The organism is Parasynechococcus sp., assembly GCF_045559935.1.
GTDB lineage: Bacteria > Cyanobacteriota > Cyanobacteriia > PCC-6307 > Cyanobiaceae > Parasynechococcus.
The window spans coordinates 56,787-83,062 of the sequence record NZ_JBJLJL010000002.1 but is presented as its reverse complement, the minus strand read 5'-3'; the positions used below and the strand labels follow the sequence as shown (position 1 = coordinate 83,062).

Below are 26,276 nucleotides of genomic sequence, written 5' to 3'. Positions count from 1 at the left end.
CGTCAACTTCACATGGCGTTGTTCTTCTCAGCGAGCAGGCTGCGTTTGGGGTCATGGCGGAAGACCATGACGCTCAGCGGCGGCAGGCAGAGATCCAGAGCATTCTCATAGCTGTGGATGTTGCATGCCTCGGTGAATTTGCCGCCCATGTTCCCGAGATTGCTGCCTCCGTAACGCGCCGCATCACTGTTGAAGATCTCTTCGTAGAAGCCATCCACCGGCACACCGACGCGGTAGTTGGAGTGACTCGACGGCGTGAAGTTCGCCACCACCACCAACCAGCTTCCGCCCGTGCTCTCGCGACGCATGAAACTGATCACGGAGTGGCGATTGTCGTTGCAGTCGATCCACTGGAATCCGTACTGGTCGAAGTCGTCTCTCCAGAGAGAAGGTTCTGATTTGTAGAGAACATTCAGATCGTCGACGAGACGCTGGATGCCCTGGTGGGCGTCGTAGTTGAGCAGGTCCCACTGCAGATCCCCCCAGACATTCCATTCAGCGCGCTGCCCGAATTCCATCCCCATGAAGATGGTTTTCTTGCCTGGGTGCGTCCACATGTACGCGAGAAGAGCTCTGGTGTTGGCATATTTCTGCCAGTCATCTCCAGGCATCTTGTGCAGGAGATGGCTCTTTCCATGCACCACTTCATCATGGCTGAGCGCCAGCATGAAGTTCTCCGTGTAGGTGTACCAGATGGAGAAGGTGATGTTGTTCTGGTGGAACTGGCGGAACCAGGGATCCAGCTCGAAGTAATCGAGCATGTCGTGCATCCAGCCCATGTTCCACTTCAGGTTGAATCCCAGCCCGCCGATGTCGGTGGGTTGCGTCACCATCGGCCAGGTGGTGGATTCCTCGGCGATGGAGAGTGCCCCGGGGAAATGCTGGAACAGGACATGGTTGGCCTGTTGCAGGAAGCGCACGGCTTCGGTGTTCTCACGGCCGCCATGTTCGTTGGCAAGCCATTCACCGTCTGGACGCAGGTAGTCGCGATAGAGCATCGAGGCGACCGCGTCGACGCGGATGCCGTCGATATGGAACTGCTCGAACCAGAACACCAGGTTGGCAACCAGGAAGTTGCGCACCTCGTTGCGGCTGTAGTTGAAGATCAGCGTTCCCCACTCCTTGTGTTCGCCGATGCGGGGATCGCCGTGTTCATAGAGATGGGTGCCATCGAAGAAAGCCAGTCCATGGCTGTCCTTGGGGAAATGCCCCGGTACCCAGTCGATGATCACGCCGATGCCTTCCGCGTGACAGCGATCCACGAAGGCCCGGAACTCGTCCGGGGTGCCGTAGCGGCTGGTGGGCGCATACCAGCCGGTCACCTGGTAACCCCAGGAACCATCGAAGGGATGCTCGGTGATCGGCATCAGTTCGATATGGGTGAAACCGCGGGCCTTGACGTACGGAATCAGGCGATCGGCCAGTTCGGCGTAGGTGAGCAGGCGTGCGCCTGGCTTCATGTCGGCGGCAGGCACCGGAGCGCGCGGTGTGCCGTCCGGCTGGATCCAGGGCTCGTCGGCTGAAGCGTGGATCCAGCTGCCGAGATGCATCTCGTAGACGGAGATCGGCTGGTCCAGGGCATTGCTGCTGTCGCGCTGGCGCATCCATTCGCCATCCGCCCAGCTGTAGCCGCTCAGGTGGGCCACAACGGAACTGTTCTCCGGGCGGACCTGGTGCTGGAAGCCGTAGGGATCGGCCTTCTGGTAGCAGTGCCCCTCCTGCGTCCGGATCTCGTATTTGTAGAGGGAGCCCTCGGGCAGCCCGGGGATGAACAGTTCCCAGATGCCGCCGAGGCGTTGCTGCATGGGATGGTGACGCCCGTCCCAGGAATTGAGATCCCCGAGGATCGACACGCTCATGGCGTGAGGAGCCCAGAGGCAGAACATCACGCCGCTGACGCCATCCCGTTCGGTGACATGAGCACCCATCCGTTCCCAGATGTGGTGATGGTTGCCCTGGGCAAAGAGATGGCGGTCCATCTCACCCATCCATTCACCCCGGAAGGCCCAGGGGTCGTGCTGTTCATGGGTGATGCCGCCGCGAAGCACCCGAACCCGGTAGTCGCTGCCGGGGTTCTCGCTCAGCTTGGCCTCGAACACCCAGGGGTGATGGGGCGACTGCATCGGAAGCTGCTGATCGCCCAGCAGCAGGGTCACGGTCTCGGCTTCCGGCATCCAGACCCGGACGATCCAGTCACCCTCCAGGGGTTGGGGGCCGAGCACCGCGAAGGGATGATCGTGGCGGCAGTTCGCCAGTCGTTCGCCGTCCTGAACCATCCAGTCGAGGACTGCCGCGCCACCCATGAGAGACCTGAGAAGTGGGCGCGATGTTAAGCGGATTTCATCAGCAGGGATCGCGGTCGGATCAGACGAACTCCTCGGAGATGTCGACGTTGATGATCCGTCCACTGCCGTCAAAGATGACGAACAGATTGGACGTTGTGTTCACGAACTCGACCGCCACGAGCACGAGCTGCTGCTCTCCACCCTGATTGGCGATCACCGCGTCCTTCACCTGGCGGAATCCGCCGGACACCTTCTGGAGTTTGGTCCACTTGCGCTCCAGGTCACCCGGTGCCAGCTCGCTCTGCATGTCGAGCGAGAGCTTCGAGCGGGCAACGACCCAGCGACCGGCTGCCAGGTCCTTCACGAAATCCAGAGCCGTTGCTTCGAGACCCTCGATCTGGCCTGCCCATTTCCAGGCCAGCAGTTTGCCGTCGTCATCCAGCATCAGCAGGATGGGCTTTTCACCGTCAGCCGTGCTCACAACGGCATCCACCGTGGTGGTGCGGTAACCGGGGGTCACCCCGATCACCTTGGTCGAGAGGATCGCCTTGCGACTGTCCAGTCGCTTCTGGATGGTCGCCACGTCGATGCTGCTGCGGACGCTCTCGGCCAAGTTGCTGTGAATCACGGCAGCCTGTCGCTCTTTCAGGGCCTGGAGAAGCAGTTCTGTTGCGGCCGTCGACTGAGCAGGCGTCAACTCCGTCTTGTTGGTCTGCTGGGCGGCAACGGGAGCAGCGGCGACGATCGTGGCCAGCAGGCCGGCTAGCAGGTTCACATCGTTGATATCAGTCGGTGGTCACTCTGCCGGAGTCGAACGGAATCAGCGACAGGTATGAGCCGGCAAGCTCGAGTGTCATGGTCACGACCCGATGTCGGCTGCCGGGGGGGCCACTGGCGACCTCGGGTGTTCCCGGATTGACCCCCACGGCTGGCCAGGCTGCGCCGGCGATCGAGAGCCGCAGTCGGTCGCCGGGATGCAGGGTCGCCAGCAGCGGTTGCAGCGGAATCCGGCGCTGTGAGCAGAGCAGGGCCGGTTCGCCGGTCACTCTCAGCACTCCGGTGCTGAGCTGTTGCACCTGGGAGCTCCCCCGGGGAATCCTGGACAGGGCGACACAGAGATCAAACCCGGGTTGATCCGCAGAAGCATCCAGGGTCAGAACCGGTTGCCCCTGCAGCTGAACAGGCTGCCCGACCTCGCCGCCGGTGAAGGTGGCCACATCCGCGCGTTGATCGATCGCACTGCGCTCGGCCGGACCTGGATCCGGACTCAGGTGCCCTCCGATGGCCGGCACGGGCCGCCACGGGTCATGAACGATGGTCACGGTGCCCTGTCCGGGTTCCTGTGCTTTCAGCGTGCCGCTCTCCGGATCGATGCTGGTCAGTCCATCTCCCTGCAACCGCCAGGAATGCTGCGTGGCACAGAGGGACTCCTGCCATTCGTGACGGGTCAGATCCCAGAACCGTGGCGAGGCCGCTGATGTCGGGGTGTCGGTTGAGAGCTTGAGGTGGCGATCGAAGAAGTGCAGCATCAGCCTCTGAGACTGAGGCCACCACTGCAGGTGACTGGCGGGACCGATGTGCAGCTCTGGATCGCCGCCAGCAGCCGTGCTGCGCTGCCAGAGGTCGAGGATTCCCAGAAGATGCGGGTCCCACCAGCCCCCCAGCAGCAGCATCGGTCGCTGCAGCCAAGTCAGCGGGGCGGTGTGAACCGTCCAGGCGTCGGGAGTGAGCGGATCCTGCTGGAACCAGCGGCAGGCCATCCCGTCCGGATCGTGACGTTCGAGCAGGGTGCGGCCCTCCCGCAGATAGCTGCCCTGCTCAAGGCTGCGTCGGAGTGTCAGCCACGCCTCTTCATCGCCCTTCCGGCGTGCCTGAAGGGCGGCCAGCTGCAGGCCCCAACCCAGTCCGAGATGCCACCAGTGGGCGCCACCCTCGCTGCACCAGTGCTGCCGTTCATCCAGACCGGCCATGGCGGGCGCCAGGCACTCCGGCGGCGGCGCATCGGCCGGTGCCAGCAGCTGGGTCACTCCCTGATACGAGAAGCCGTAGCAGCCGAGGAGCCCGTTGCACTCGGGCAGCGCGCGCACCCAGGCGTGGGTTTCGGCCGTGTCTGAGGCCTCCTGCCCGAATCCTCCGAAACGTCCCTCGGAATCCCCCTGGCCGCGCACGTCCTGAACGACCACCAGATAGCCCTGCTCCGCCCACCAGCGGGGGTGGGCGTAGGTCACGGTCGAGGCGATCGCTCGTCCGTAGGGCTGGCGCATCAACAGTGCTGGCCAGGGTCCCCCATGGCGGGGGTACCAGAGGTGTGAGCGCAGTCGCACCCCGTCGCTGAGCGTCAGCTCGGCCTCACGTTCGGCGACGGGGATCAGCTCAGCGCCCTCAGCGGACATCCGGACAGGTCATCCCCACGACATAGGTGATCAGCACTTCGGCATCTGTCGTGGAGAGGTTTCTCTGGCTCGCGATCAGCCGGGTGGTTTCACTGGAGTAGGCGGATTGGCCGTTGCCGTTCAGTCTGCGGAAGGAACTGCAGAGGGCACTGGCTTCTGAGGGGTTGCGCTTGACGCTGTTGAGCAGTTCCGATTCGGCGGCAACAGGAGAAACTCCCACCACGGCCAGGACGATCCAGCGCATCAAACCGCTCATCAGCAGGTTCGTGTTTGATCCTTCATACGCAGTGGATCGATGGGCCGGGTGAGCGGAGCGGTCAGTTCCTGAGTTGCCTGGCCTGCTGAATCCATGCTTTTGCCATCGGGAGATCCACCGATCCCGGCCGGGCGATGCCAAGGCTGCGCTGCAGTCGACCGGTCTGTCGCACGAGCTGTTCCGGTGTGCAGTCAGCGAGTGCTCTGCGGCTGGCGATGCCGGCGTGCATCAGCAGGGCCGCATCCTGGGGCGCCAGATCCAGTTCGCAGACCAGGGTCGCGATGCCCCGCAGCCGGTTCAGGTTGCGGGGGGAGGAGCGGCCGCCGCGCACAAGCCGGCTCAGTTGCAGGTCATCGAGGTCACGCAGGGCTTCCCAGCTGCGGATTCCCGCTTTTTCCAGATCGATGCGCTCCTGCCGGAAGGACTGAGGCAGATCGTTCCATTCCCGTGGATGGCCTTGATCGCCGCCGCTCATCGGGGCGGGGCCTGACGGAAATCACGAACGATCTCTCCCAGGATCACCGGCCGGCTGCGTCCGTCCCCATCCGGTTGCAGCGCCCGAAGCCGCACCTGGACCGTGCGGCTGCTGCGGCCTGCGCCGCGCAGGTTGCCCGCCAGCTGCTCGAGCGTCGGCGTCACTGCGGACATCGGCATCTCCGCTGGTGCCTGGGCGACCACCAGGGCTTCACCGTTGTCGAACACAATCGGCACCCGCACGGCTCCTTCGATGCGGACCGGTGGGGAGTAGCTCACCGCGAAGGCCCAGCAGCTCACCGACAGCAGCAGCGTGAAGCTGCTCACGCCCACCAGGCGAAAGCGCAGTCCCCAGCCGGCAACGAAGGCCACCACCGTCAGCAGCCCCAGCGCCAGGCCTGACCAGCCCAGCCAGGGCGCTGCGGTGAGCAAGAGCTGATCGAGGGCCATGGGATCTGGTCTACCGCAGGGGACCTCCTTATATTGCGCGGGCTTCGGGGGACGACGTCGCGGTCGATGGGTGAAACGCGGCGGATCCCATGGTCAGGACGACGACTCTCCGCTGGTCTGTTGATCACCGGAGGTGTGGTGGCGGGCTGCTGGGGCCTCGATCGGGCTGCTGCGGATCTGGTGGCCCGGCTGACCCCGTCACTGGAAACCTCGATCAGTCGCCCGCTCGGGCACCCGATCGAACTTGGTGAGTACCGCGGGCTGCTGCCCTGGGGAGTGGCCATCGGTCGTTCGCGGATTCTCCCTGCGGAGCAGGACCGCTCCCAGGTGTCCGTCAGCGGCCTCACCATCCGCTTCGACCCGATCGCCAGCCTGCGTCACTGGAAGCCTGTGCTCAGGCTGCACCTGCAGGGGGCGGTGGCACGCCTGTCGCGCAATGCGGCAGGTGATTACTGGATTCTGGGTCGCGGTCTGCCCGGATCGCAACCGCCCCGTCTCGACCTGCGTTACAGCCTCGGTCCAGCGGCAAGGATCGAACTGGCTCCATCGGGGCAGACGCTGCTCGTGGGCGGTCGCTTCTCCCAGAACCTCGATGCGCGGACGTTCAGCACGGCGTTACGACTGGGCTGGAGCGATCAGAAGGGCGGCCTGCGGCTCGAAGGGCGTGGCCGCTGGGATCGTTCCCGGCTCGATCTGCATGGCCGGATGGACGGGTTGGCGCTGGACCGGCTGGCGGCGTTGGTGTCCCCCCGGGACGATCTCCGCATCAGCGGTCGTCTGGATGGCGATCTGCGCCTCCAATGGCGTCAGGGGCGTCCGGCGTGTCGCGGCAGCCTGCGGTTGCGTGAGCTGGAGGTGCGCAGCGCATCCCTCCCCGATCCCCTCACCACCCCCCAGTTGGCACTGGGCTGCAGGGATCGCACCGTGTCCATCGCGCGGAGTCGCATCAGCTCCGGGGACTGGACCCTGGATGCCGTCGGAGATGTGATCCTGCAGCGCTCCCTGGATCTGCGTCTGCGGGCGCAGCGGAAGGGGCACGACGATGACCTCGACATTCGGATGGATGGTCCCTGGGCCGCCCCGCGCTGGCGCTTGGCGGGGCAGCTGGACCTCCCCGAGCAGGTGGATCTCAAGGGGCCTCTTCAGATCAAGGCGCAGCTGCGCATGCCCTGGACGGATCCTGCCGCTCCACGGGTCGAGGTGGAGGACCTGCAGCTGCAGGCGCCCGGTGCTCGGTTGCGGCTGGCGGGTTCCGCTTACCCCAGGTTGGATCTGACCAGTCGAGAGCTGGCGCTGACTCCCGAGCTCTGGAAGGACAATCCTTCGCTGGTGAAGACGCTCGGGCCCGAGAGTGCTGTCAACGGAGGATTCCGGCTCTCAGGCACCCTGCAGAAGCCAGAGCTCGCCGTCGATCTGCGGATGCGGGCCGGTGCCTCCAGGCTCCATCTCGTGGGCGATGCCTACCCCCGTCTGAACCTGATCAGCCAGGACCTGAGCCTGGCTCCGCCGCTGTGGAGCGCTGTCCCGGCGTTGCGGACGTCCCTCGGGCAAACCGGGACGATCTCGGGGAAGCTGATGGCGACGGGTCCACTGGCTGCCCCTGCTTTCTCGCTGGAGCTGCAGCAAGGCGGCAATCCGTTCCTGGAGCGCTGGAATCTGAAGGCGGGCTGGTCTGCGGCCTCGTCGCTGCTGGTGCTCGACCGCTTCAACAGCCCGCTGCTTGATGGTTCCGGCCAACTGCCCCTCGCGCTGGGGGCCAACGGGCTGGAGACCGGCGCGCTTCAGGCCGGTCTGAACCTGAAGCCTCTGGCTCTGGATCGGTTCAGCGACCTGGCCGGTGTGTCCCTGGGGGGGACGATCGCAGCCAGGGGGCGGCTTCAGGGGCCTCTGGACACGCTGCGGCCTGATCTGGCGCTGGAACTGACGAACCCGCGGGTCGGTGCTCTGCAGCTGGCGGAGCGCTGGAAGGGGCGGATGCAAGGCGCCCTGGGCCAGGACCTGACCCTGGCCCTGGAGTCCCGTGCTCATTCCGGCAGCCTGCGCGCCACCCTCGGCTCCGATGGCTGGCCCCGACGCGTGCAGGTGCAACGGGACGACGGTGCCCTTGAGCTCCAGGCTCAGGGCGGAGAGCGTCGCTACCGCTGGAATGCCGAGGGGTTCCCCCTCGATGGTCTGCAGGTGATCCTGGCGGCCCAGTCCCGGTCCGAGGGCCTCTCCGGCCGCCTAGACGGCAGTGGGGAACTGAGGGTCAGTCCGTTTCTCCTCAGCGGCAGCCTCAGCCTTGATCAGCCCACGGCCTTCGGCGTCAACTTCACTGCTGCCAACTTGAGCGGACGTCTGGCGGAGGGGGCATTCCAGCTTCAGGGTGACCTGCAGCCTCCGGAAGGTCAGGTCGGCTTCACCGCAACCGGACGACTGGGTGGAGCCCTCAGCAGCCGGGCCGACGCGGAGGGACTGAGCGTGCCGTGGCTCGTCAATCTGGCCCGTCAGCTCCGCAACAAGGACCCCCTCGATGAGCTTGAGCGCGGCCGGGCCGAGGATCTCGGTCGCCTGGTGATCAACACCTTCGGCGGCAGTCTGGACGGTCAGCTGAAGGCACTGGCCCTGTCGCGGCAGGCGCTGCTGGACTACGAGCGGGATCATCCGCAGCAGGGCATCGATCCCTCTGACCTGCGTGGGCGTGTGGATGGCACCGCCATCCTCAACGGCCCGGATCTGGGCGGCCTGAACCTGGATCTCCAGGCCCGTGGTCACCTCTGGCTCGACGGAGCGGACCGGGATCTGGCCTTGCAGCTGGAGCCGTTCGTGGCATCAATCCAGGGGCCCCTGCGTGCAGGAGAAGGACGCTTTCAGCTGCTGCATCTGCCCTTTTCACTGCTGGCCCTGTTCGGTCCACTGCCCTCGACGCTGCGGGGTGCACTGGGTGTTACGGGCCGCTATCGCCTGGATGCGCGCGGCGGTCCGCTCATCGATGCCGAGCTGGCACTGGAACAGGCTGCGCTCGGGGACAGTGCGTTGCGGTTGGAGCGCCGCAGCATCGTTCTCAACGGCGACGCGCTCAACCTGGATCTGGCCTTGCGCGCCAGCAAGGCCGGGGAGTCGATCACGATCGTGGGTGCGGTGCCGCTGCAGGCCTCTTCGCCGCTCGATGTGCAGATCGAGAGCCATGGGGATGCCCTGAATTTCTTGACCGCCCTGTCCGGCGACTCCGTGGAGTTGAAGCGTGGCGCCATGGATCTGCGGCTGATGCTGCGCGGAACCCTTGAGCAGCCCCAGGCCAACGGCTTCCTGGTGATGGACAACCTGGATCTGAGGATCCGCGATCAGCAGCTGCGTCGCCTGCGGGCTTCGGTCCTGTTTGATTTCAACCGGCTCGAGATTCAGTCCCTGGAGGCGCAGCTGGCCTCGGGAGGTCAGCTGCGCGGCAGAGGTTCGATCGGTCTGTTCGACCCGGTGGACGAACCGGATCCGCTCACGCTGGAACTCGTCAAGGCACGCATCGAGCAGGAGGCTCTGCAGGTGATGGCCGACGCCAAGGTGACGCTCAGCGGTGTGATCAGCCGACCGGTGATCAGCGGTGAGATCAGCCTGGATCAGGGAGGGATCCGTCCCCGTGGAGGTCTGCTGTCGCGGCTGCGCCCGGGAAGGGCTCTCCCATCCACGCTTTCACCGGGAATTCAGGATGCCAGCAGTGTTGTGGCGCCTGTTCAGCTCAACACGCTGATGCAGGAGAAGTGGGATTTCCAGGAGCCACTTGTGCTGTTCGGCCCCGGCGTGCCCGTGGCGGCCCCGGATCAACTCAACGCTCTGCTGCCGAATCTGCCGGCGATTCAGTTCCGCAATCTGCGGCTGCGTCTGGGACCGAATCTGTCCGTGGACATGCCTCCCCTGGTGAGCTTCCGCGGCGGCGGACAGCTGCTGCTGAACGGTCCACTCGATCCCTCCCTGAAGGTGCGTGGCCTGATCCGCCTCAACAGCGGGCGCATCAGCCTCTTCTCCTCCACCTTCCGGCTGGATCACCGTGCCCCGAACGTCGCGGTGTTCACGCCGGCCCTGGGACTGGTTCCCTTCGTTGATATCGCCATGAAGTCGCGCATCTCTGATTCGGTTGGTCTGAGCACCATCGGGAGTTCTGAGTCGGGCAGCATCTTTGAGGAATCTCAGCTCGGGGCCCTGGATGCCGTCAGCAGCGTCAGCGGAGGCAATTTCCAGCTGATACGGGTCACGGTCGAGGCCATCGGACCGGCGAATCGCCTCAGGGAAAATCTCGTCCTGCGCAGTTCGCCACGCCTGTCTGAGTCTCAGCTGCTGGCGCTGATCGGCGGCAACTCCCTGACCATGCTCTCCGGTGGGGGCGCCAGTGCTGCCCTGGCCACCGTGCTCGGCCAGTCCCTGCTGTCTCCGGTGCTGGGCACCCTCACCGACGCCATGGGACAGCGGCTGCAGGTCGCTCTCTACCCCACGTACGTCACGCCGGAAGTGAAAACGGAGGACGACCGCACCTCCGGTCGCGTTCCTCCCACTTTCGCGCTGATGACGGAGTTCGGCGTCGACATCACGGATCGCTTCGATGTCTCCGTTCTGGCGGCTCCCAACAACACCGATGTGCCACCGAAGGCCAGCGTCAGCTATCAGATCTCACCGAGCACCAGCATCTCCGGCGCGGTGGATGTCAACGGCACCTGGCAGAGCCAGCTGCAGGTGTTCTTCCGGTTCTGAACGATGACCAGCGACGCTTCCGGACACAGCAGTTCCCAGGTGATCGGCATCGATCTCGGTGGGACGGCGATCAAGTTGGCCCGCTTCAGTCGCAGCGGCGATCTGCTGGCGGAAGCCCAGTTGCCCACACCCCAGCCAGCGGTGCCGGGGGCCGTCACCATGGCCTTGTGCGAGGCGGTGGAGGAGCTCGATCCACAGCGGCTCGCCGCTGTGGTGGGCATCGGTCTGCCGGGGCCGATGGATGCCGCGGCCCGGGTGGCCCGGGTGTGCATCAATCTCCCCGGCTGGGAGGAGGTGCCGCTGGCGGACTGGCTGGAGCCGCGACTGGAGCGCCGGGTGACCCTTGCCAACGACGGCAATTGCGCCGTGGTGGGGGAGGCCTGGCGCGGTGCGGCACAAGGCTATGGGGATGTCGTTCTCCTCACGCTGGGGACGGGGGTTGGGGGCGGAGTTCTGCTCAATGGATCCCTGTTCACCGGTCACAACGGTGCGGCAGCCGAGCCGGGCTTGATCGGGGTGGATCCGGAGGGTCCCGCCTGCAACAGCGGCAACCGCGGATCCCTCGAGCAGTTCGCCAGCATCGGGGCCCTGCGCCGGCTGAGTGAACGGGAGCCCCGCGAACTGGGTCGTGCGGCGGCGGCGGGGGATCCGGAAGCCCTCGCGGTCTGGGACCGCTACGGCTCCAGCCTCGGTGTCGGGATCACATCACTGGTGTACATGTTCACGCCTCAGCTGGTGCTCCTGGGGGGCGGTCTGGCCGGAGCCGCACCGCATTTCCTTCCCGCGCTGAGACGCGAGGTGGAATCCAGGGTTCAGGCCGTGTCCCGCGAGGGGCTGAGGATCGAGGCCTGTGCCCTCGGCAATGGTGCCGGACGCCTCGGTGCGGCACGACTCGCCCTGCAACGGCTGGGCGGGATGATGAGCGACAGCTGACTCTGATCCGCCATGACCACCGTCCCCGAGCCTTCTGCGGAGCTGCTGCAGCGGGCGGCTGCCGTGCGTCTGGCGGCCGTGGACCTGGGACAGACCGATGACGGCCAGCGGGCCGCGGCACTCCAGGCCATGGCGGATGCCCTGGACGAGCGGGCCGCGGCGATCGTGGCGGCCAACCGCGAGGATCTGGAGCGCTCAGCCGCTGAGGGACTGGCGCCGGCCCTGATGGCGCGCCTCAAGCTTGATGCCACGAAGCTGGCCGGGGCGATCGAAGGAGTGCGCAAGGTGGCGGCCCTGGAGGACCCGCTCGGCCGCAGGCAGCTTCATCGCGAGTTGGATCAGGGGCTTGTGCTGGAGCGGATCACCGTTCCGCTGGGGGTGGTGGGCGTCATCTTCGAGGCCAGGCCGGATGCCGTCATGCAGATCGCCTCACTGGCGATCCGCTCGGGAAACGGTGCCATCCTCAAAGGCGGCAGCGAGGCGCGCTGCACCAACGAGGCCGTGATGGAGGCCCTGAAGCACGGGCTGAGCAGCAGTGACGTGTCGGCTGATGCCCTGACGCTGCTCACCACCCGCCAGGAGAGCCTGGCGCTGCTGCGCCTCGATGGGTTGGTGGATCTGATCATTCCGCGCGGCAGCAATGAGCTGGTCCGTTTCATCCAGGACAACACCCGGATTCCAGTGCTCGGCCATGCCGATGGCATCTGCCATCTTTACGTCGATGCAGCGGCCGATGTGGCCCAGGCGCTGCGGGTGGCCATCGACAGCAAGACGCAGTACCCGGCCGCCTGCAACGCCATCGAAACCCTGCTGGTGCACGAGGCGATCGCGCCGGCGTTTCTGGCCGAAGCGGTCCCGGCCTTTCGGGATGCCGGTGTGACCCTGCGGGGAGATGCTGCCAGTCAGGCTCTCGGTGTGGGGGCGGCCGCCAGTGAGGAGGACTGGCGCACGGAATATCTCGATCTGGTGCTCGCGGTGCGGGTGGTTCCCGACATGGACTCCGCCATGGAGCACATCCGTCGCTTCGGCTCGCGCCACACCGAGGCGATCGTCACCGGTGATGCGGCGGTCGCCGACCGGTTCCTGGCGGCAGTGGACAGTTCCGGTGTGTATCACAACTGCTCCACGCGCTTCGCCGATGGTTTCCGTTACGGCTTCGGAGCCGAGGTGGGCATCAGCACCCAGACGCTTCCTCCGCGCGGCCCCGTCGGTCTTGAGGGTCTGGTGACCTATCGCTACCGCCTGCGGGGAGACGGTCACATCGCCGCGGACTTCTCCTCCGGTGCCCGCCAGTTCAGCCACAGCGACCTGCCCCTTTGACTGATCTCGATGCCCTTCACATCCGTGAGCTGAGGCTCTGGGCCCACGTCGGGGTGCTGGAGCACGAGCGTCGCGATGGGCAATGGTTCCGCCTCGACATCACGCTGTCTCTCGATCTGAGCCGCCCCGCAGCCGATGACGATCTCAGCGGCAGCGTGGATTACAGCCGCACGATCGCTGCACTGCAGGAGCTGGCCGCAGGTCTGCGCTGCCTGACGATCGAGCACTTCAGTGAGCAGGTGCTGGATCGGCTGGAGAGCCTTCACGGCCCGCTGCCCGTCTGGCTGCGGCTCTGCAAGTGCGCTCCTCCCGTCTCCGGTTTCGATGGCTGGGTTGCCGTGGAGCGCGTCCGTCACGGGGCATCCCGACCGACGGCATGAGTGCGTCTCCGCCCCTGGTGCTGATGCATGGTCTCTGGGACACCCCGCGGTTGTTCCGGCGGTTGATTCAGGCCCTCGATCAACCGGAGCGGCCGCTGCTGGCCCCCCATCTTCCCCACGGTCTGGGTCACGTCCCGTTGCGCGTTCTGGCTGGCCGTCTGGACCGGCAGATCCGGGAACGGTTCGGGGATGACACGCCGATCGATCTGCTCGGTTTCTCGATGGGGGGCGTGATCAGTCGCATCTGGCTGCAGGAGCTCGCCGGCGCCCAGCGAACGCGCCGCTTCTTCAGTGTCGGCAGCCCCCAGAACGGCACCCTGGCCGCGATGGCGGTGCCGCGGCCGCTGCTGGCGGGTGCGGCAGACATGAAGATCGGCAGTGATCTGCTGCGGGACCTGAACCGTGATCCCCAGGCCCTGGCGGCGGTGTCCTGCCGCAGCTACACCTGCCGCTGGGATCTGATGGTGTGTCCCGGATGGTGGGCCGTGCTTCCGCAGGGCAGCCGTTGTGAACTGCCGGTCTGGACCCACCAGCAGATGATCTCCCATCCCGATGCCCTGCGCATCCTGCGGAGGGATCTGCGCCTGCCCTGAGGTTCAGGCGGCCTGGAGGCCGGAGTGACGGATCAGGGCGGCGGTGCTGGCGGAACGTCCCCGGAAGGCCTGGAACACCTCGGCAGGTGCACGGCTGCCACCGAGGCTCAGCACGGTGTCGCGGAAGCGGGCCCCAGTGGCCCGCACCTGCTGCTCCTGATCGAGACCGACCTCCTCGAAGGCGGCGAAGGCATCAGCGCTGAGCACCTCGGCCCACTTGTAGGAGTAGTACCCGGCGGCGTAGCCACCGGCGAAGATGTGGCCGAAGGCGCAGAGGAACTGATCCTCCGGAATCGGCGCGATCACGGTGGTGGTCTCGGCGATCGAACGGCGCAGCTCGTCGGGGCTTGTGCCCGAGGCTGGAGTCCAGCTGCTGTGCAGGCGCAGATCGGTTAGGGCGAAATGCACCTGGCGCAGGGTTGCGAGCCCGGCGTTGAACGTGCGGCTGAGCAGCAGTTTTCTGTATTCCTCTTCAGGCAGTGGTTCGCCGGTCTGCCAGTGCCGGGCCATGCCCATCAGGGTGGAGCGATCCAGGCACCAGTTCTCCATGAACTGGCTTGGCAGTTCAACGGCATCCCACTCGACATTGTTGATGCCCGCTGCCTCCGGCTCCTCCACGGTGGTGAGCATGTGCTGGAGTCCGTGGCCGAATTCGTGGAAGAGGGTCTCGACCTCCTCGAAACTCATCAGGCTTGGCGCCTCACCCACCGGGGGGGTCTGGTTGCAGATGAGGTAGGCCACCGGCAGCACCGGCTCGCCATCCGCTGACCGGCTGCGTCCGAGACACTCATCCATCCAGGCTCCACCGCGTTTGCTGGCGGGACGGCTGAAGGGGTCGAGATAGAAGGCCGCAACCGGCGCTCCGTCACGACCGTGCACGCGGAAATAGCGCACGTCCGGATGCCAGATGGGTGCGTCTCCATCGGCGGCCCGGATCTCCACATCGAACAGGCGGTTGCAGAGTCCGAACAGACCCTCGAGCACCTGAGGCAGGGGGAACCAGGGGCGAAGCGCCTCCTGGTCGAGATCGAAGCGTTCACGACGCAGCTGTTCGGACCAGTAGGGCACGTCCCAGGCGGCGAGCGTCTCCGCTTCGGCAGCTCCCTGGCGTGCTGCGCAGGCTTTCAGTTCCGCCAGCTCCCGTTCCGCTGCAGGGAAGGCTGCCGCGCGCAGCTCTTCGAGCAGCGCTTCCACGGCGTCGACATCGTCCGCCATCTTCGCGGCCAGGCTGACGTCGGCCCAGTGGCGATAGCCGAGGCGTTCAGCCTGTTCCGTCCGGAGGCTGAGGATCTCCTCGATCAGTGCACGGTTGTCGAGGTCTCCATCGCTGGCCCGGCTGACGTGGGCGCGATAGACGGTTTCGCGCAGGTCACGGTTCTCAGCGTGAGTCAGGAACGGCAGATAGCGGGGCATGTCGAGTCCCAGCAACCAGGGGCCGGAGGAGGCCGTGGCATCGGTTTCCCCAGCCTCTCTGGCCGCGGCCGCCAGGGCATCCAGGGCCCGTGGCGGCAAGCCGGCCACCTGCTCGGGATCCCTGAGCATCAGGGTCCATTGCTGGGTGGCATCCAGCACGTGATTGCTGAACTGGGTGGATAACGCTGCCAGGCGCTCACTGGACGTGTTGAAGGCGGACTGCACATCCGGCGCAAGGCCGACACCGCGGTGGCGCATCGAGAGCAGTTCCGCCGCGAGGATCCGTTGCCTTGTCTCGCTCAGGGGCTCCGCCGGTTGGTCGCGCAGCCGTTGCAGCGCCCGATGCAGCACCTGACTCTGGCCGAGTCGGTTGCCGAGACGAACGACTTCGGGCTGTTGAGCAGCGTGAGCTTCCCGCAGATCCTTGGAATTGCAGACCCCGTTGAGGTGGGACACAACGCCCCAGCTCCAGCGCAGCCGTTCGCCGATCCGTTGCATCGGGATCATCACGGCATCCCAGGGCAGGGGAGCATCGCTGTTCAGGGCTTGATCCAGCGACTGTTCCAGGGCGCTGAACTCGTCGTTGAGCGCTTTGAGCAGAGCCGGAACATCGCGGCTCACCATCTCAGGGTTGATGGCGCTGTACTGAGGAAGGCCTTCCCCGCGCAGCAGAGGAGAGAGTGTCGCGGTCATGTCAGCCGAGGGGGAGACGGTTGATCAGGGCCATCAGGCTGAGACTGCTCAGCTGGTTGGCCAGAGCATCGGTGGAGGCTTCGTAGAGATCCATGGCCACCCGTGGCCAGATGCCGATCACGAGGGTGGGCACCAGCAGGCTGAGACCGATCACCAGCTCGCGGGGATGCATGTCCTCCACACTCGCCAGTGCCGGGATCCTCGGACCGAAGAAGACCCGCCGGCACATCGAGAGCAGGTAGATGGGCGTCAGCACGAGCCCGATGGCCGCCATCAGCACGGTGATGGCTCGGAACAGGGACGTGAAGTTCTCCTGGCTGGTGATGCCGAGGAACACGGTGATCTCGCTGATGAACCCGCTCATGCCTGGCAGGGCGAGCGACGCCAGCGAGCTGGCCAGGAAGAAGGCGAAGGTGATCGGCAGTGCCTTGGCAAGGCCTCCCATGTTGGGAATCGACAGCGTCTTGGTGCGTTCGTAGAAGACGCCGGTCACGAAGAACATCGCTGCGGCGATCAGACCGTGACTCACCATCTGGAGCATCGCTCCGCTGACGCCGAGAGCATTGACGGCCCCGATGCCGAGGAGAACGAAGCCCATGTGGCTCACCGAGCTGCAGGCGATCCGCCGTTTGACGTTGTCCTGAGCGAAGGCGTTCAGGGCTCCGTAAATGATGTTGACGATGCCGATGATCACCAGCGCGGGGGCGAGGGTGAGGTGGGCGTCCGGAAGCATCTGGACGTTGAACCGCAGCAGCGCGTAGCCACCCATCTTCAACAGCACTCCGGCCAGCAGCATCGACACCGGCGCATTCGCCTCGCCATGGGCATCGGGAAGCCAGGTGTGCAGAGGGAACATCGGCAGTTTCACGCCGAAACCCACCAGGAAGCCGAGGTAGCAGAGCAATCCGAAGCTGCCGCCGGGGGAGCGGGCCGCCAGCTCGGTGAGATTCAGGGTGAACTCGTCTCCGGAGAGGGCGAGGGCCAGGCCGCTGATCAGGATCAGCAGCGATGCAAGCGCTGTGTAGAGGATGAATTTCGTGGCCGCGTATTGCCGGTTCTGCCCTCCCCAGATGGCGATCAGGAGGTAAACCGGGACCAGCTCGAGTTCCCAGGCCAGGAAGAACAGCAGGAAATCCTGGGACAGAAAGACAATGCCCTGGGCTGATGCCTGCACCAGCAGCAGGGCGAAATACAGGCGCGATTTCTGCTCCACAGACCAGCTGGCCGCGACGGACAGCAGGGTGACGAGACCGCTGAGCACCACGAGGGGGGCGGACAGACCATCGGCCCCGAGGGACCATTCCAGGCCGATCACGGGCAACCAGTTGACCCGCTCCACCAGTTGAAGGCCGTCGATGGAGGGATCGAAACGGGTGGCGAAAACCACCAGCATCAGCAGCAGATCGACCAGAAGCACCGCCAGGGCCAGGTTTCGCGGCCATGGAGACGGTCGATCGTCATCCCCGGGAAGCAGGGGCATGAACAGGGCACCGGCGGCCGGTAACAGGACGATCAGGGAGAGCCAGGGAAACGTCGCTTCGGATGTGGCGGCTTGCGCTAGCCCAACGTCCATCCCGTGTCCGCAATCTTTAACAAACCTAACAGGGCTGGATCAGTGATTTGGGTACAACTACCCATCTTCTGCCGGCTGCCAGTGGCTGCCGGCGGTCTGGAGGTTCAGCACCGGAGCGCGGCTGGCCACGCCTGCCGCCTCCCAGGCTTTCACCATGGCCCGGCTGACGGCGTTGCCGCAGTCCTCGGAGCAGAGCGCCAGAACGCTGGGGCCGGCGCCGCTGATGGCGCACCCCCAGGCGCCCGCCTCGAGCGCCGCCGCCTTCACCTGGTCGCCACCCTTGATCAGCCGCCAGCGGTAGGGCTCGTGCAGCCGGTCGTGCATGCCATCGGCGATCAGATCGCCGTTGCCGGTGCGCAGTCCCTGCAGCAACAGGGTGAGTGCCCCCAGGTTCACGACGGCATCGCTGACGGGGATCGCTTTCGGCATGGCGCGACGCGCCTCGCTGGTGCTCAGGCGGATCGAGGGGATCGCGACCACCGCTTTCACCGTGCTGATCCATTCGCAGCGCACCACCCGCCAACGCTGAGAGGCCGCCTTCGCGGTCATGCAGAGCCCCCCCAGCAGGGAAGGAACCACATTGTCCGGATGTCCCTCGATGTCGATGGCCAGCTCCAGCAGTTTCTCCTTGCTGAGCGGTTCACCCACCAGGGCATTCGCACCCATCAGCCCGGCCACGATCGCCGTGGCACTGCTTCCCAGCCCCCGCGCCGGCGGCACCGCGAGACGCACCCGGGCTTCCAGGGCGACCGGTTCCATGTCAGCGGCTTTCCAGACGCGCTGGGCGGCTCGGTACACGAGGTTGTCGGGCCCACCGCGCAGATGGCTGCCCTCCGTGCCCTCGATGATCAGCTCGAAGCGTTCCCCATTGCCCTCGATGCGTCGCATCGCGAAGCGGTTGTTCAGATCAAGGGCCGCGCCGAGGCAGTCGAAGCCCGGACCGAGGTTGGCGGTGGTCGCCGGGACGTCCACCACCACTTTCTGACCGATGCGCGGCTGCGCCATCCCAGCTGAACTGCTCAGGACAGTGTCCCACTCGACTCAGCGAGCATCCGGGCCCGGCAGGCAGAGCTGAACAATCCGGCATCCGGATCGACCACGGCGGTCACCTGCAGACCGTCGATGAACTCCCGGAAGCGGCCCTTGTCCCGCATCGCCTCGAGGAAGGTGGCTGACCGCAGACCCGCCAGCTGCTTCGCTGCGGTGCCGCCTCCCACCCAAAGGCCTCCGGTGCAGAGCTCCTGCAGAGCCAGGTCGCCGGCGGCGGCGCCATAGGCGGAGAGCCAAAGCTGCTCGGCATGGATCATCAGCGGATCCCCGGCGGCTGCCGCATGGCTGGCCTGCGCTGGAAGATCGCTGGCCATGTTGCGGCGCCAGGCCTCACCGATCGCTCGCAGCGGATGGTTGGCAGCCTCCGGTTTCTGCAGCAACCAGTGGGCGGTATGTCCAAGGCCGGTGCCGCTGACGATCCGCTCCACCGACAGCCGATCCAGGTTGAGGTCCTGCTTGAGCCAGCAGGCGAGCTGCCATTCCTCCTCCGTGCGGGGAGCGAACTCGCGATGGCCGCCCTCACTGGCCAGAGCCATCAGCCCATGGCTCCCGTGCACCCCCCTGGCCATGCCGAGGCCTGTTCCCGCTCCGAGAATCGCCACCGGTCCGGCGTCGCGTGTGCCCTCCTGCAGCACCACCTGCTGCTCGGCATCGAAATGGGGCAGGCCGTAGATCAGAACGGCGAAATCGTTCACCAGTTCCAGCTGGTTCATGGCCGCGGCCTCGGCCAGGGCCCTCTCCTCCAGTTGCCAGGGGAGGTTGGTGATCCTGGCGCTGTGGTTGCGCACAGGCCCTGCCACGGCGATGCAGCCATGCGTGGGTGCTGCGATGCCCTCCGGCCGGTTGTTGAGGAAGGCCTGGAGCATCGGTTCCAGCGATGGCCATTCGCTGGATGCGAAACGGTGCTGATGCAGAACCTGGAGGCCTGAGCCATCGAGGCCGTACAGGGCAAGGAGGGTCTTCGTTCCCCCCATGTCCCCCGCCAGAAGAGTGGTGGCGGCCATGTGACGCTCCGACGCGGTCTGCTTCAGGCTGCTTCTGATGTCGTCTGCCGTAAAGGCCGGAGACCGGCGGGGTTCAGAAAAAGTCGAGCGGCAGCGGTCCCCAGGTGGTGCTGGGCTGGCTCTCATCGTCGCCGTGACCACTGATCAGGATCCCTTCCCCGAGGCCGTGTTCGATGCGGATCCGGATCGTGCCCCCTTTCTGGTTGGCCTTCAGAAAAACCGGCCCGCTCTCCTCGGTTGTGTCGACAAGGTCGAGAGGATCCCAGCCCTGGCTGCTCTCCAGAGCGCGCAGCGTCTTGAGCGCCATCTCGGCGGAGGGCGCCATCACGCCAACGGTGAACCAGCTGGCCTGGCTCATGGCGGTGGCGAGTTCGGCCCGGAGCCGATCGGCTGCGGCGGGGCTCAGCTCCGGTGCCCCCCGCAACCGGGCCAGGTCACTCAGCTGGGTGATGCCGGGATCGCTCATGGCTTCAGTTCCAGGCCTGCCAGCCGCTGGGCATTCGCCACCTGTGCAGCGGTGAGCAGATCGGCCACTGGCTTCTCCCCCAGATCCCCGTCGCGGCGGCTGCGCAGGCTCACGGCACTCCGTTCGGCCTCTTTGGCACCGATCACGGCCAGAACAGGGATCTTCATCTGTTCGCCGCTGCGGATCAGCTTTCCGAGGCGGTCGCCGCTGCGGTCGACGGTGGCGCGCACTCCGGCCTGGGTCAGCTGCTCCAGCAGCTGTTCGGCATAGGGCTGCACCTCGTCGGTGACCGGCAGCAGCCGCACCTGCTCGGGAGCCAGCCAGAAGGGGTAATCACCGGCATAGTTCTCGGTCATGATCCCGAAGAACCGTTCCAGGGAGCCGAAGATGGCGCGGTGGATCATGATCGGCCGCTGCTTGCTGCCATCCGCGGCGATGTAGTCGAGCTTGAACCGCTCCGGCAGGTTGAAATCCAGCTGGATGGTGGAGCACTGCCACATCCGGCCGATGGCGTCTTCGATCTTCAGGTCGATCTTGGGGCCGTAGAAGGCGCCGCCCCCTTCATCGATCTTGTAGGCCCAGCCCTTGCGTTCGAGGGCTTCGATCAGGCCCTTGGTGGCCAGATCCCAGACGGCGTCATCGCCAATCGATTTCTCCGGACGGGTGGAGAGGTTGATCTCGTAATTGCTGAAGTCGAAGGTGGAGAGGATCCGTTCGGTGAGGTCCAGGATGCGCAGGATTTCATCGCTGATCTGCTCCGGCAGGCAGAACACGTGGGCGTCGTCCTGGGTGAAGCCCCGCACGCGCATCAGGCCGTGCATCACCCCAGGCCGTTCGTAGCGGTACACGGTTCCCAGCTCGGCCCAGCGGATCGGCAGTTCCCGGTAGCTGCGCAGCTTGCTGGCGTAGGTGAGCACGTGGAAGGGGCAGTTCATCGGCTTGAGCTGGTACTCCCGCTCGTCCACCTGCATCGGGCCGAACATGCTCTCGGCGTAGAAGTCGAGGTGGCCGGAGGTCTTCCAGAGGCTGATGTCGGCCACATGGGGCGTGTAGAGCAGCTCGTAGCCGCCTTCGAAATGCGCCTGGCGCCAGAACTCCTCGATCAGCAGACGCATGCGGGCGCCGCGGGGGTGCCAGAACACCAGACCGGCTCCGGCTTCATCCTCGATCGAGAACAGATCGAGATCCTTGCCGATGCGCCGGTGGTCGCGGCGCAGGGCCTCTTCCTTGCGACGTTTGTGTTCCGTCAGCTGCTCCGGTGTTTCCCAGGCGGTTCCATAGATCCGCTGCAGCTGGGCTCTGGTTTCGTCGCCGCGCCAGTAGGCGCCGGCAACACTTTCGAGCTCGAAGGCCTTGGGGTTGAGCTGTCCTGTGTGCTCCACATGGGGCCCTGCGCAGAGATCCCACCACTCCTCCCCGAGGGTGTAGAGGGTGATCGGCTCCTGCAGCCCTTCGAGGATTTCGAGCTTGTAAGGCTCGTTCTGAGTCTTGATCTTGGCCTCAGCGTCTGACCTGCTCACCTCGACGCGCTCAAGGGGGAGCTTCTTGTTGATGATCTTGATCATCCCTTTCTTGATCGCCTTCAGATCGGCTTCCGTGAAGGGATCCGGGTTGTCGAAGTCGTAGTAGAAGCCTGTTTCGGTCCAGGGGCCGATGGTCACGCGGGCCTGGGGAAAGAGCTGCTGCACCGCCATGGCCATCACATGGCTCATCGAGTGGCGGATCTTCAGCAGCTGCTCGTTCTCGCTGGTCTTGGGCAGAACCACCGGAGCTGAGGGGGCTGGGGTGGTTGCTGCAGCGCTGCTCACCGGTTCCTGGTCAGGGCCCGCCATCCTATGAGCGAGTTGCGGTTCAGTCTGTGATCGACAGCGATGGTTCCGGTCCGCCATCGGAGGCCGGAACCCTGATGACATCGCTGCTGGAGTCCTTGCTGGCGGACTTCGATCACTGGTTCAGCCGCGGGGATGAGCTGCTCAGCCGATGTCCGGATTCGGTGATGTCGGCCGCTGAACGGCAGCAGCTGGCGGAGCGACTGGAGGACGGCCGACGCCGTCTTGTCGCCACCCGGGCACTGATGACCGCCACCGATCAACCGGTGGCGGTTTCTCTGGATGCCATGACCTCCTGGCACGGACTCGTCACCGAGGTCTGGAGTCTGTCGGCCCGGATCAGGCGCCGAGGTGACGTTTCAGGTCCCTGAGGTTGCTGCTGTAGAAGCGGGCCAGTTCCTGGTGGCTCTTCACCGGTTGTCCGTAGGCGCTGCGACCGGCCCTGGTGGGGAACGAGGCCCACTCCGGTGCGAGCTGCGCCATGGCCTTGGGGGTCAGACCGCTTCGATCGATCTCCTGGAGAGCGCCGCGGCGTTTGACCAGGTGAAGTGCTGCCTGGTCCTGATGCTTCGGTTCAAAGCTGTTCAGCTTCAGCTCCTTGGCCACCCCTTTCCAGGTGGTCGGCAGGAACTGGTAGGCACCGGCGGCTGCGCTGGAGTAGCGCTTCTTCACCACCGTCTCGGGATGACGGGAGAGATCCTTGAACTTCCCACCGCCGTACATGATCTGGTAGCCCTGGTCTTCACCGTCCTTCCAGGTGCCCTCGGCGTAGCGGATCGTGTTCAGCAGGGCCCGGCGCTGCGGGGTGAGTTCGTAGGGACCGTTCTCCCTCACGTTGGCCAGGAGCGATCGGTTGGATGCGGCAGAGGCGGATGACGGCTGCAGGGAAGCAGGCGAGAACGAGACCTTGGAGAGGGGTGCTCCGGAGCAGAACAGAAGAGACAGGCAGGCGACACTCGCCAGCAACGGACGGCTGTTCTGTTGCAGATCTTCGAAGCGAAAAGGCCGCTGCACGCAGTGAAATCAAGTGGACGGTCACCTTGCTGGACACGAGGCGGTTGCGCGAGATCGGCCCTGGTGGGGTTGACGCTGACCTTGAAATATGTGTAGGCGGGTGGACGCTGGCTCCGGGACTCGCGAGACTCGCCTGGCTGCGGCTGGTCCGGGGCTGTTGCGGGGGTGATTCCGCGCAGTGCCGTCTTGGGCAGCTCTGATCAGCCCGGCTTATCAATGCTGCGGATCCCGATCAGCCCGGAGTCGCGAAGCCGAGGGCATCGCGCACCCTGGAGAGGGTTGCGTTGGCCACGCTTTCAGCCTTGTTCCGACCGTGCTTGAGCACCTGCTCAAGCTCCTTGCGGTCCTCCATCAGCAGGTGGTAACGCGCCTGGATCGGCTCCAGCGCAGCCACGGTGGCCTCCGCCAGAAGTGGTTTGAACTGACCCCAGCCCATGTCGGCGCATTCCGCCGCGGCCTGCTCCCGACCCTTGCCGCTGAGGATGGCGTAGAGGCTGAGGAGATTGTCTGTTTCCGGTCTCTCCGGGTTGCCGAATTCCAGGCCTCTCTCCGGGTCGGTCTTCGCCCGCTTGATCTTCTTGGTGATCAGCTCCGGTGGATCCAGCAGGGTGATGCGGCTGCCCTCGTTGGGGTCGCTCTTGCTCATCTTGCTGCGCCCGTCGGTGAGGCTCATCACCCGGGCCCCCTCCTTGAGGATCATCGGCTGGGGAACCTTGAGGACCGGATGGTCCTCACTGCCGAAGCGGGCATTGATGCGTTGCTGGGCGATGTCACGGGCCAGTTCCAGATGCTGCTTCTGGTCTTCACCAACCGGCACCAGATCGGCGTCGTAGAGAAGGATGTCCGCTGCCATCAGCACCGGATAGTCGAGCAGGCCGACGGAGACGTTGTCGCCCTGTTTCACCGCCTTCTCCTTGAACTGGATCATCCGTTCCAGCCAGTTCAGAGGGGTGACGCAGTTGAGCAGCCAGCAGAGCTCGCTGTGGGCCGCCACCTGGCTCTGGATGAAGATGGCGCAGCGCTCCGGATCCATCCCGCAGGCGAGATACAGGGCGGCGGTGCCGAGGGAGTGCTCCGCGAGCTTCGCCGGGTCATGGGGGACGGTGATCGCGTGCAGATCAACCACACACACATAGGTGTCGTGGGTGTTCTGCAGATCGACCCAGTTACGGATCGCCCCCAGCCAGTTGCCCAGATGCAGGGCACCGGTTGGCTGGACACCGGAGAGAACCCGGGGGCGTGGCATCGATCAGGCCTCGGCTTCGGCGGTCTTGGTGGTCTCCTGGTCAGTGGTCTCCGGGTCAGTGGACTCCTGGTCGGTGGACTCAACGGCCGCCTCGCTCCCGGTCTCGGCCAGGGGTTCAGCCTCGGCATCCGGTGCGGTCTCCGGCTCTGGCTCCGGTGCAGGCTCCGGTTCCGGCTCTGGAGGCTGGGGCTTGGAGGGGCGGGCGAAGGGATCGGGACGGGACCCGCGTCCACCGCCACCGGAGCGCTCATCGTCGAAGCGACGACCGCGACCGCCGCCATCCTTCCCGCCGCCATCGCGCCGGCCACCCCGTGCTGCCTGGGAGCGCTGCTGCTCCACCAGTTCACCGAGCTGGCCGTCTTCGAGCATCTGGCCGAGGGTGCGCACGGCGAAGCCGAGCACCGCAACGGTGGAGCGCAGATTGAAGGCTTCCTGGAGCGCCCGCGCGGAGCGCATCTCGTTGTCGCTCAGGCGGATGCGGAAACCACCACCTTCGCGGTTCCCGCCGGATGGGCGGCCGCCCCGGTTGCCTCCACGGCCGCCTTCACCCCGGAAGCCCTCACGGCCTCCGTCACCCTGACCTCCCTGCTGCTGGGGATCGCTGCCGTACGAATCGCTCATGGCCTGCGGCCTGGAATCAGGCGCAAGTGTGCCGCATCGTCGGTGTGCTGTCAGAAACCCAGCACAGCTTGTGTCGCTCGCGACTGCCTGCGCGCGCCAGCACCAGCATCGGCACCGCGGTGTCCCCGGCTTCGAACATCTCCCTGTAGCGACTCAGCAGATCCAGGTATCGCGTGGTGGTCCAGCCATGTCGGCAGGTGTCCTGACTGACCCAGAAGCCCTTGAGGGCGCGCTGGCAGTCTTCCGTCCCGAATTCGAGCCAGCAGCGCTGCTGGGCCTGAAGCGGGGAATCTCCCGTGCTCAGGAGCTCCCTGTACCGGATCAGTTCCGGGGCGTCGCCGCCGCCATCGGGTGGGAGCCAGCGTTGCAGCTGATCCAGTCGGATGCGCGACAGCCGCAGCCAGCAGCGGTCGTGCAGCAGAACCGGCAGTCTCCAGCTCCAGGAGCGCGCCTGGCGCACTTCCTCCAGCACCCCGAAGAGGGCCAGACGCTGGCGTGCGGTGAGGCTGCCCAGGCGATCGATGCTGATCGGCCCGTCAGCCATGGGTGCCGGTGTAGGTGATGCCCTCTTCCACGTAGTCCTTCGGTTCGAGATGAATCGTGCATCGCACAGGGCCGAAGCTCCGATCGAGGCGTTCCTCCACCAGCTCGGTGATGCTGTGCGCCGTCGCCAGGTCATCGGCCTCAACCACCATGTGCATGTCGATGAACACCTGCTGCCCAAGCACGCCGCGGCTGGCGATGTCGTGGCAGTTGATCACACCGGGCACCCCCATCGCCTCGGCGTGGATCGCCTCCGGGGCGATGGCGATGTGATCCACAAGCCAGGGCAGGGTGCGGCGCAGGACCTGCCAGCAGACCCGGATCAGCAGCAGCGCCATGGGGATCGCCAGTGCGACGTCCAGCCAGCTCACCTTCAGCCAGAAGGCTCCGGCCATGCCCACCAGCACGACCACGGTGGTCCACACGTCACTGGCGGCGTGCTGGGCATCGGCTTTGAGAAGGGCGCTGTCGAGCCGCCGCCCTTCGTTGTGCTCGTAACCGGCCAGGAGCAGATTGAGTCCGAGCACCAGCAGCAGCAGCAGCAGCTCCTGGCCCGTCACGCGGATGGCGGGCAGACCCTCCAGAACCCGTTCGCCAGACCTCAGCAGGATCTCCAGGGCCGTGAACAGGATGAATCCCGCGATGCCGAGGGCGCCGATCGCTTCGTATTTGTGATGTCCGTACGGGTGATCACGGTCGGGTCTGGGGTCGGAGAGGTTGTTCGTGATCAGGCCGGTCAGGCTCGAGAGAGCGTCGGTGGCGCTGTGCATGGCATCGGCGATCACGGCGAGGGAGCCGCTGACCAGGCCGACGGTCAGCTTCAGCAGCGACATCGCGATGTTGAGGGCCAGGGCAACGGTGAGCACGCGCCGGACACTGTTGCGACGGTCGCCTCCTCGTCCCGTGACGATCCGTCCGTTACTGGTGGCCATGCATCAGCGCGTTCCGTCCCTTCACGGTATGGAGAACTCAGCGGTCTGACCGGTGTTCCTGGTCGCATGCTGGAGGTTGAGCTAAGACG

Annotated in this window: 23 protein-coding genes; 6 read left to right on the top strand and 17 right to left on the bottom strand. The window is 65.7% G+C overall.

Going from position 1 to position 26,276, the window contains the following annotated elements; all coding sequences use genetic code 11:
* Positions 1-8: 8 nt before the first annotated feature.
* The 6 genes from glgB to ACJ0G7_RS00905 form a co-directional block, all read right to left on the bottom strand.
* On the bottom strand, positions 9-2,303 hold the full coding sequence (gene glgB, locus ACJ0G7_RS00930) for a 1,4-alpha-glucan branching protein GlgB (protein ID WP_043690575.1): 2,295 nt from the start codon (positions 2,301-2,303) through the stop codon (positions 9-11).
* A gap of 61 nt (positions 2,304-2,364) precedes the next feature.
* On the bottom strand, positions 2,365-3,060 hold the full coding sequence (locus ACJ0G7_RS00925) for a DUF3887 domain-containing protein (RefSeq protein WP_407394791.1): 696 nt from the start codon (positions 3,058-3,060) through the stop codon (positions 2,365-2,367).
* 10 nt (positions 3,061-3,070) lie between these two features.
* Entirely contained in the window at positions 3,071-4,678 is a 1,608-nt protein-coding gene (locus ACJ0G7_RS00920) for a CocE/NonD family hydrolase (protein WP_407394789.1), read from the bottom strand.
* Entirely contained in the window at positions 4,668-4,922 is a 255-nt protein-coding gene (locus tag ACJ0G7_RS00915; RefSeq protein ID WP_084188069.1) for a hypothetical protein, read from the bottom strand. Before ACJ0G7_RS00915 ends, ACJ0G7_RS00920 begins: the two co-directional genes overlap by 11 nt.
* 73 nt (positions 4,923-4,995) lie before the next feature.
* On the bottom strand, positions 4,996-5,409 hold the full coding sequence (locus ACJ0G7_RS00910; protein WP_407394787.1) for a DUF4332 domain-containing protein: 414 nt from the start codon (positions 5,407-5,409) through the stop codon (positions 4,996-4,998).
* Positions 5,406-5,858 carry a Ycf51 family protein gene (locus tag ACJ0G7_RS00905; RefSeq protein ID WP_043690584.1) on the bottom strand — a complete coding sequence of 151 codons (453 nt, stop codon included), beginning with the start codon at positions 5,856-5,858 and terminating at the stop codon, positions 5,406-5,408. Before ACJ0G7_RS00905 ends, ACJ0G7_RS00910 begins: the two co-directional genes overlap by 4 nt.
* Before the next feature lie 66 nt (positions 5,859-5,924).
* On the opposite strand from ACJ0G7_RS00905, the gene ACJ0G7_RS00900 reads away from it, so the two are divergent.
* Genes ACJ0G7_RS00900 through ACJ0G7_RS00880 form a run of 5 tightly spaced genes read left to right on the top strand, consistent with a single transcriptional unit; the run spans position 5,925 to position 13,803 of the window.
* A complete protein-coding gene (locus tag ACJ0G7_RS00900; RefSeq protein WP_407394786.1) occupies positions 5,925-10,577 on the top strand; it encodes a translocation/assembly module TamB domain-containing protein in 4,653 nt (1,550 codons plus the stop codon).
* A gap of 3 nt (positions 10,578-10,580) precedes the next feature.
* Positions 10,581-11,510, top strand: coding sequence for an ROK family protein (locus ACJ0G7_RS00895; protein ID WP_043690588.1), 930 nt, complete (start codon positions 10,581-10,583; stop codon positions 11,508-11,510).
* A gap of 12 nt (positions 11,511-11,522) precedes the next feature.
* Positions 11,523-12,830: a glutamate-5-semialdehyde dehydrogenase gene (locus ACJ0G7_RS00890; protein ID WP_407394784.1), complete on the top strand. Its 1,308-nt coding sequence runs from the start codon at positions 11,523-11,525 to the stop codon at positions 12,828-12,830.
* Entirely contained in the window at positions 12,827-13,210 is a 384-nt protein-coding gene (locus tag ACJ0G7_RS00885) for a dihydroneopterin aldolase (protein ID WP_186485285.1), read from the top strand. Before ACJ0G7_RS00890 ends, ACJ0G7_RS00885 begins: the two co-directional genes overlap by 4 nt.
* Positions 13,207-13,803, top strand: a complete 597-nt coding sequence (locus tag ACJ0G7_RS00880) for a triacylglycerol lipase (protein WP_043690596.1) — start codon at positions 13,207-13,209, stop codon at positions 13,801-13,803. Before ACJ0G7_RS00885 ends, ACJ0G7_RS00880 begins: the two co-directional genes overlap by 4 nt.
* Positions 13,804-13,806: 3 nt before the next feature.
* Here the strand turns inward: ACJ0G7_RS00880 and ACJ0G7_RS00875 are convergent, their stop codons facing one another.
* The 6 genes from ACJ0G7_RS00875 to thrS form a co-directional block, all read right to left on the bottom strand.
* Positions 13,807-15,909, bottom strand: a complete 2,103-nt coding sequence (locus tag ACJ0G7_RS00875) for a M3 family metallopeptidase (protein ID WP_043690598.1) — start codon at positions 15,907-15,909, stop codon at positions 13,807-13,809.
* Position 15,910: 1 nt separating this feature from the next.
* Positions 15,911-17,482: an NAD(P)H-quinone oxidoreductase subunit 4 gene (locus ACJ0G7_RS00870; protein WP_043690601.1), complete on the bottom strand. Its 1,572-nt coding sequence runs from the start codon at positions 17,480-17,482 to the stop codon at positions 15,911-15,913.
* 57 nt (positions 17,483-17,539) lie between these two features.
* Complete coding sequence (gene thrB / locus ACJ0G7_RS00865; protein ID WP_043690604.1) at positions 17,540-18,487, bottom strand: homoserine kinase; 948 nt, start codon at positions 18,485-18,487, stop codon at positions 17,540-17,542.
* A 14-nt stretch (positions 18,488-18,501) separates the two neighbouring features.
* Complete coding sequence (locus ACJ0G7_RS00860; RefSeq protein WP_407394781.1) at positions 18,502-19,536, bottom strand: ROK family protein; 1,035 nt, start codon at positions 19,534-19,536, stop codon at positions 18,502-18,504.
* Positions 19,537-19,609: 73 nt separating this feature from the next.
* A complete protein-coding gene (locus tag ACJ0G7_RS00855) occupies positions 19,610-20,002 on the bottom strand; it encodes a DUF1824 family protein (protein WP_043690609.1) in 393 nt (130 codons plus the stop codon).
* On the bottom strand, positions 19,999-21,834 hold the full coding sequence (gene thrS / locus ACJ0G7_RS00850; RefSeq protein ID WP_407394779.1) for a threonine--tRNA ligase: 1,836 nt from the start codon (positions 21,832-21,834) through the stop codon (positions 19,999-20,001). Before thrS ends, ACJ0G7_RS00855 begins: the two co-directional genes overlap by 4 nt.
* Positions 21,835-21,908: 74 nt before the next feature.
* On the opposite strand from thrS, the gene ACJ0G7_RS00845 reads away from it, so the two are divergent.
* Positions 21,909-22,202, top strand: a complete 294-nt coding sequence (locus ACJ0G7_RS00845; protein WP_052378276.1) for a DUF2605 domain-containing protein — start codon at positions 21,909-21,911, stop codon at positions 22,200-22,202.
* Here ACJ0G7_RS00845 and ACJ0G7_RS00840 read toward each other — a convergent pair.
* The 5 genes from ACJ0G7_RS00840 to ACJ0G7_RS00820 all read right to left on the bottom strand — a co-directional run bounded on the left by ACJ0G7_RS00840 (position 22,171) and on the right by ACJ0G7_RS00820 (position 26,187).
* Entirely contained in the window at positions 22,171-22,845 is a 675-nt protein-coding gene (locus ACJ0G7_RS00840; protein ID WP_043690615.1) for a glycoside hydrolase family 104 protein, read from the bottom strand. The genes ACJ0G7_RS00845 and ACJ0G7_RS00840 overlap by 32 nt on opposite strands.
* Positions 22,846-23,077: 232 nt before the next feature.
* Complete coding sequence (trpS, locus tag ACJ0G7_RS00835) at positions 23,078-24,091, bottom strand: tryptophan--tRNA ligase (RefSeq protein WP_407394776.1); 1,014 nt, start codon at positions 24,089-24,091, stop codon at positions 23,078-23,080.
* A gap of 3 nt (positions 24,092-24,094) precedes the next feature.
* Positions 24,095-24,712, bottom strand: coding sequence for a hypothetical protein (locus ACJ0G7_RS00830; protein WP_407394775.1), 618 nt, complete (start codon positions 24,710-24,712; stop codon positions 24,095-24,097).
* A 16-nt stretch (positions 24,713-24,728) separates the two neighbouring features.
* Positions 24,729-25,256 carry a hypothetical protein gene (locus ACJ0G7_RS00825; RefSeq protein ID WP_043690620.1) on the bottom strand — a complete coding sequence of 176 codons (528 nt, stop codon included), beginning with the start codon at positions 25,254-25,256 and terminating at the stop codon, positions 24,729-24,731.
* A complete protein-coding gene (locus tag ACJ0G7_RS00820) occupies positions 25,249-26,187 on the bottom strand; it encodes a cation diffusion facilitator family transporter (RefSeq protein WP_407394773.1) in 939 nt (312 codons plus the stop codon). The genes ACJ0G7_RS00825 and ACJ0G7_RS00820 overlap by 8 nt, the downstream gene beginning before the upstream one ends.
* Between the last annotated feature and the right edge of the window lie 89 nt (positions 26,188-26,276).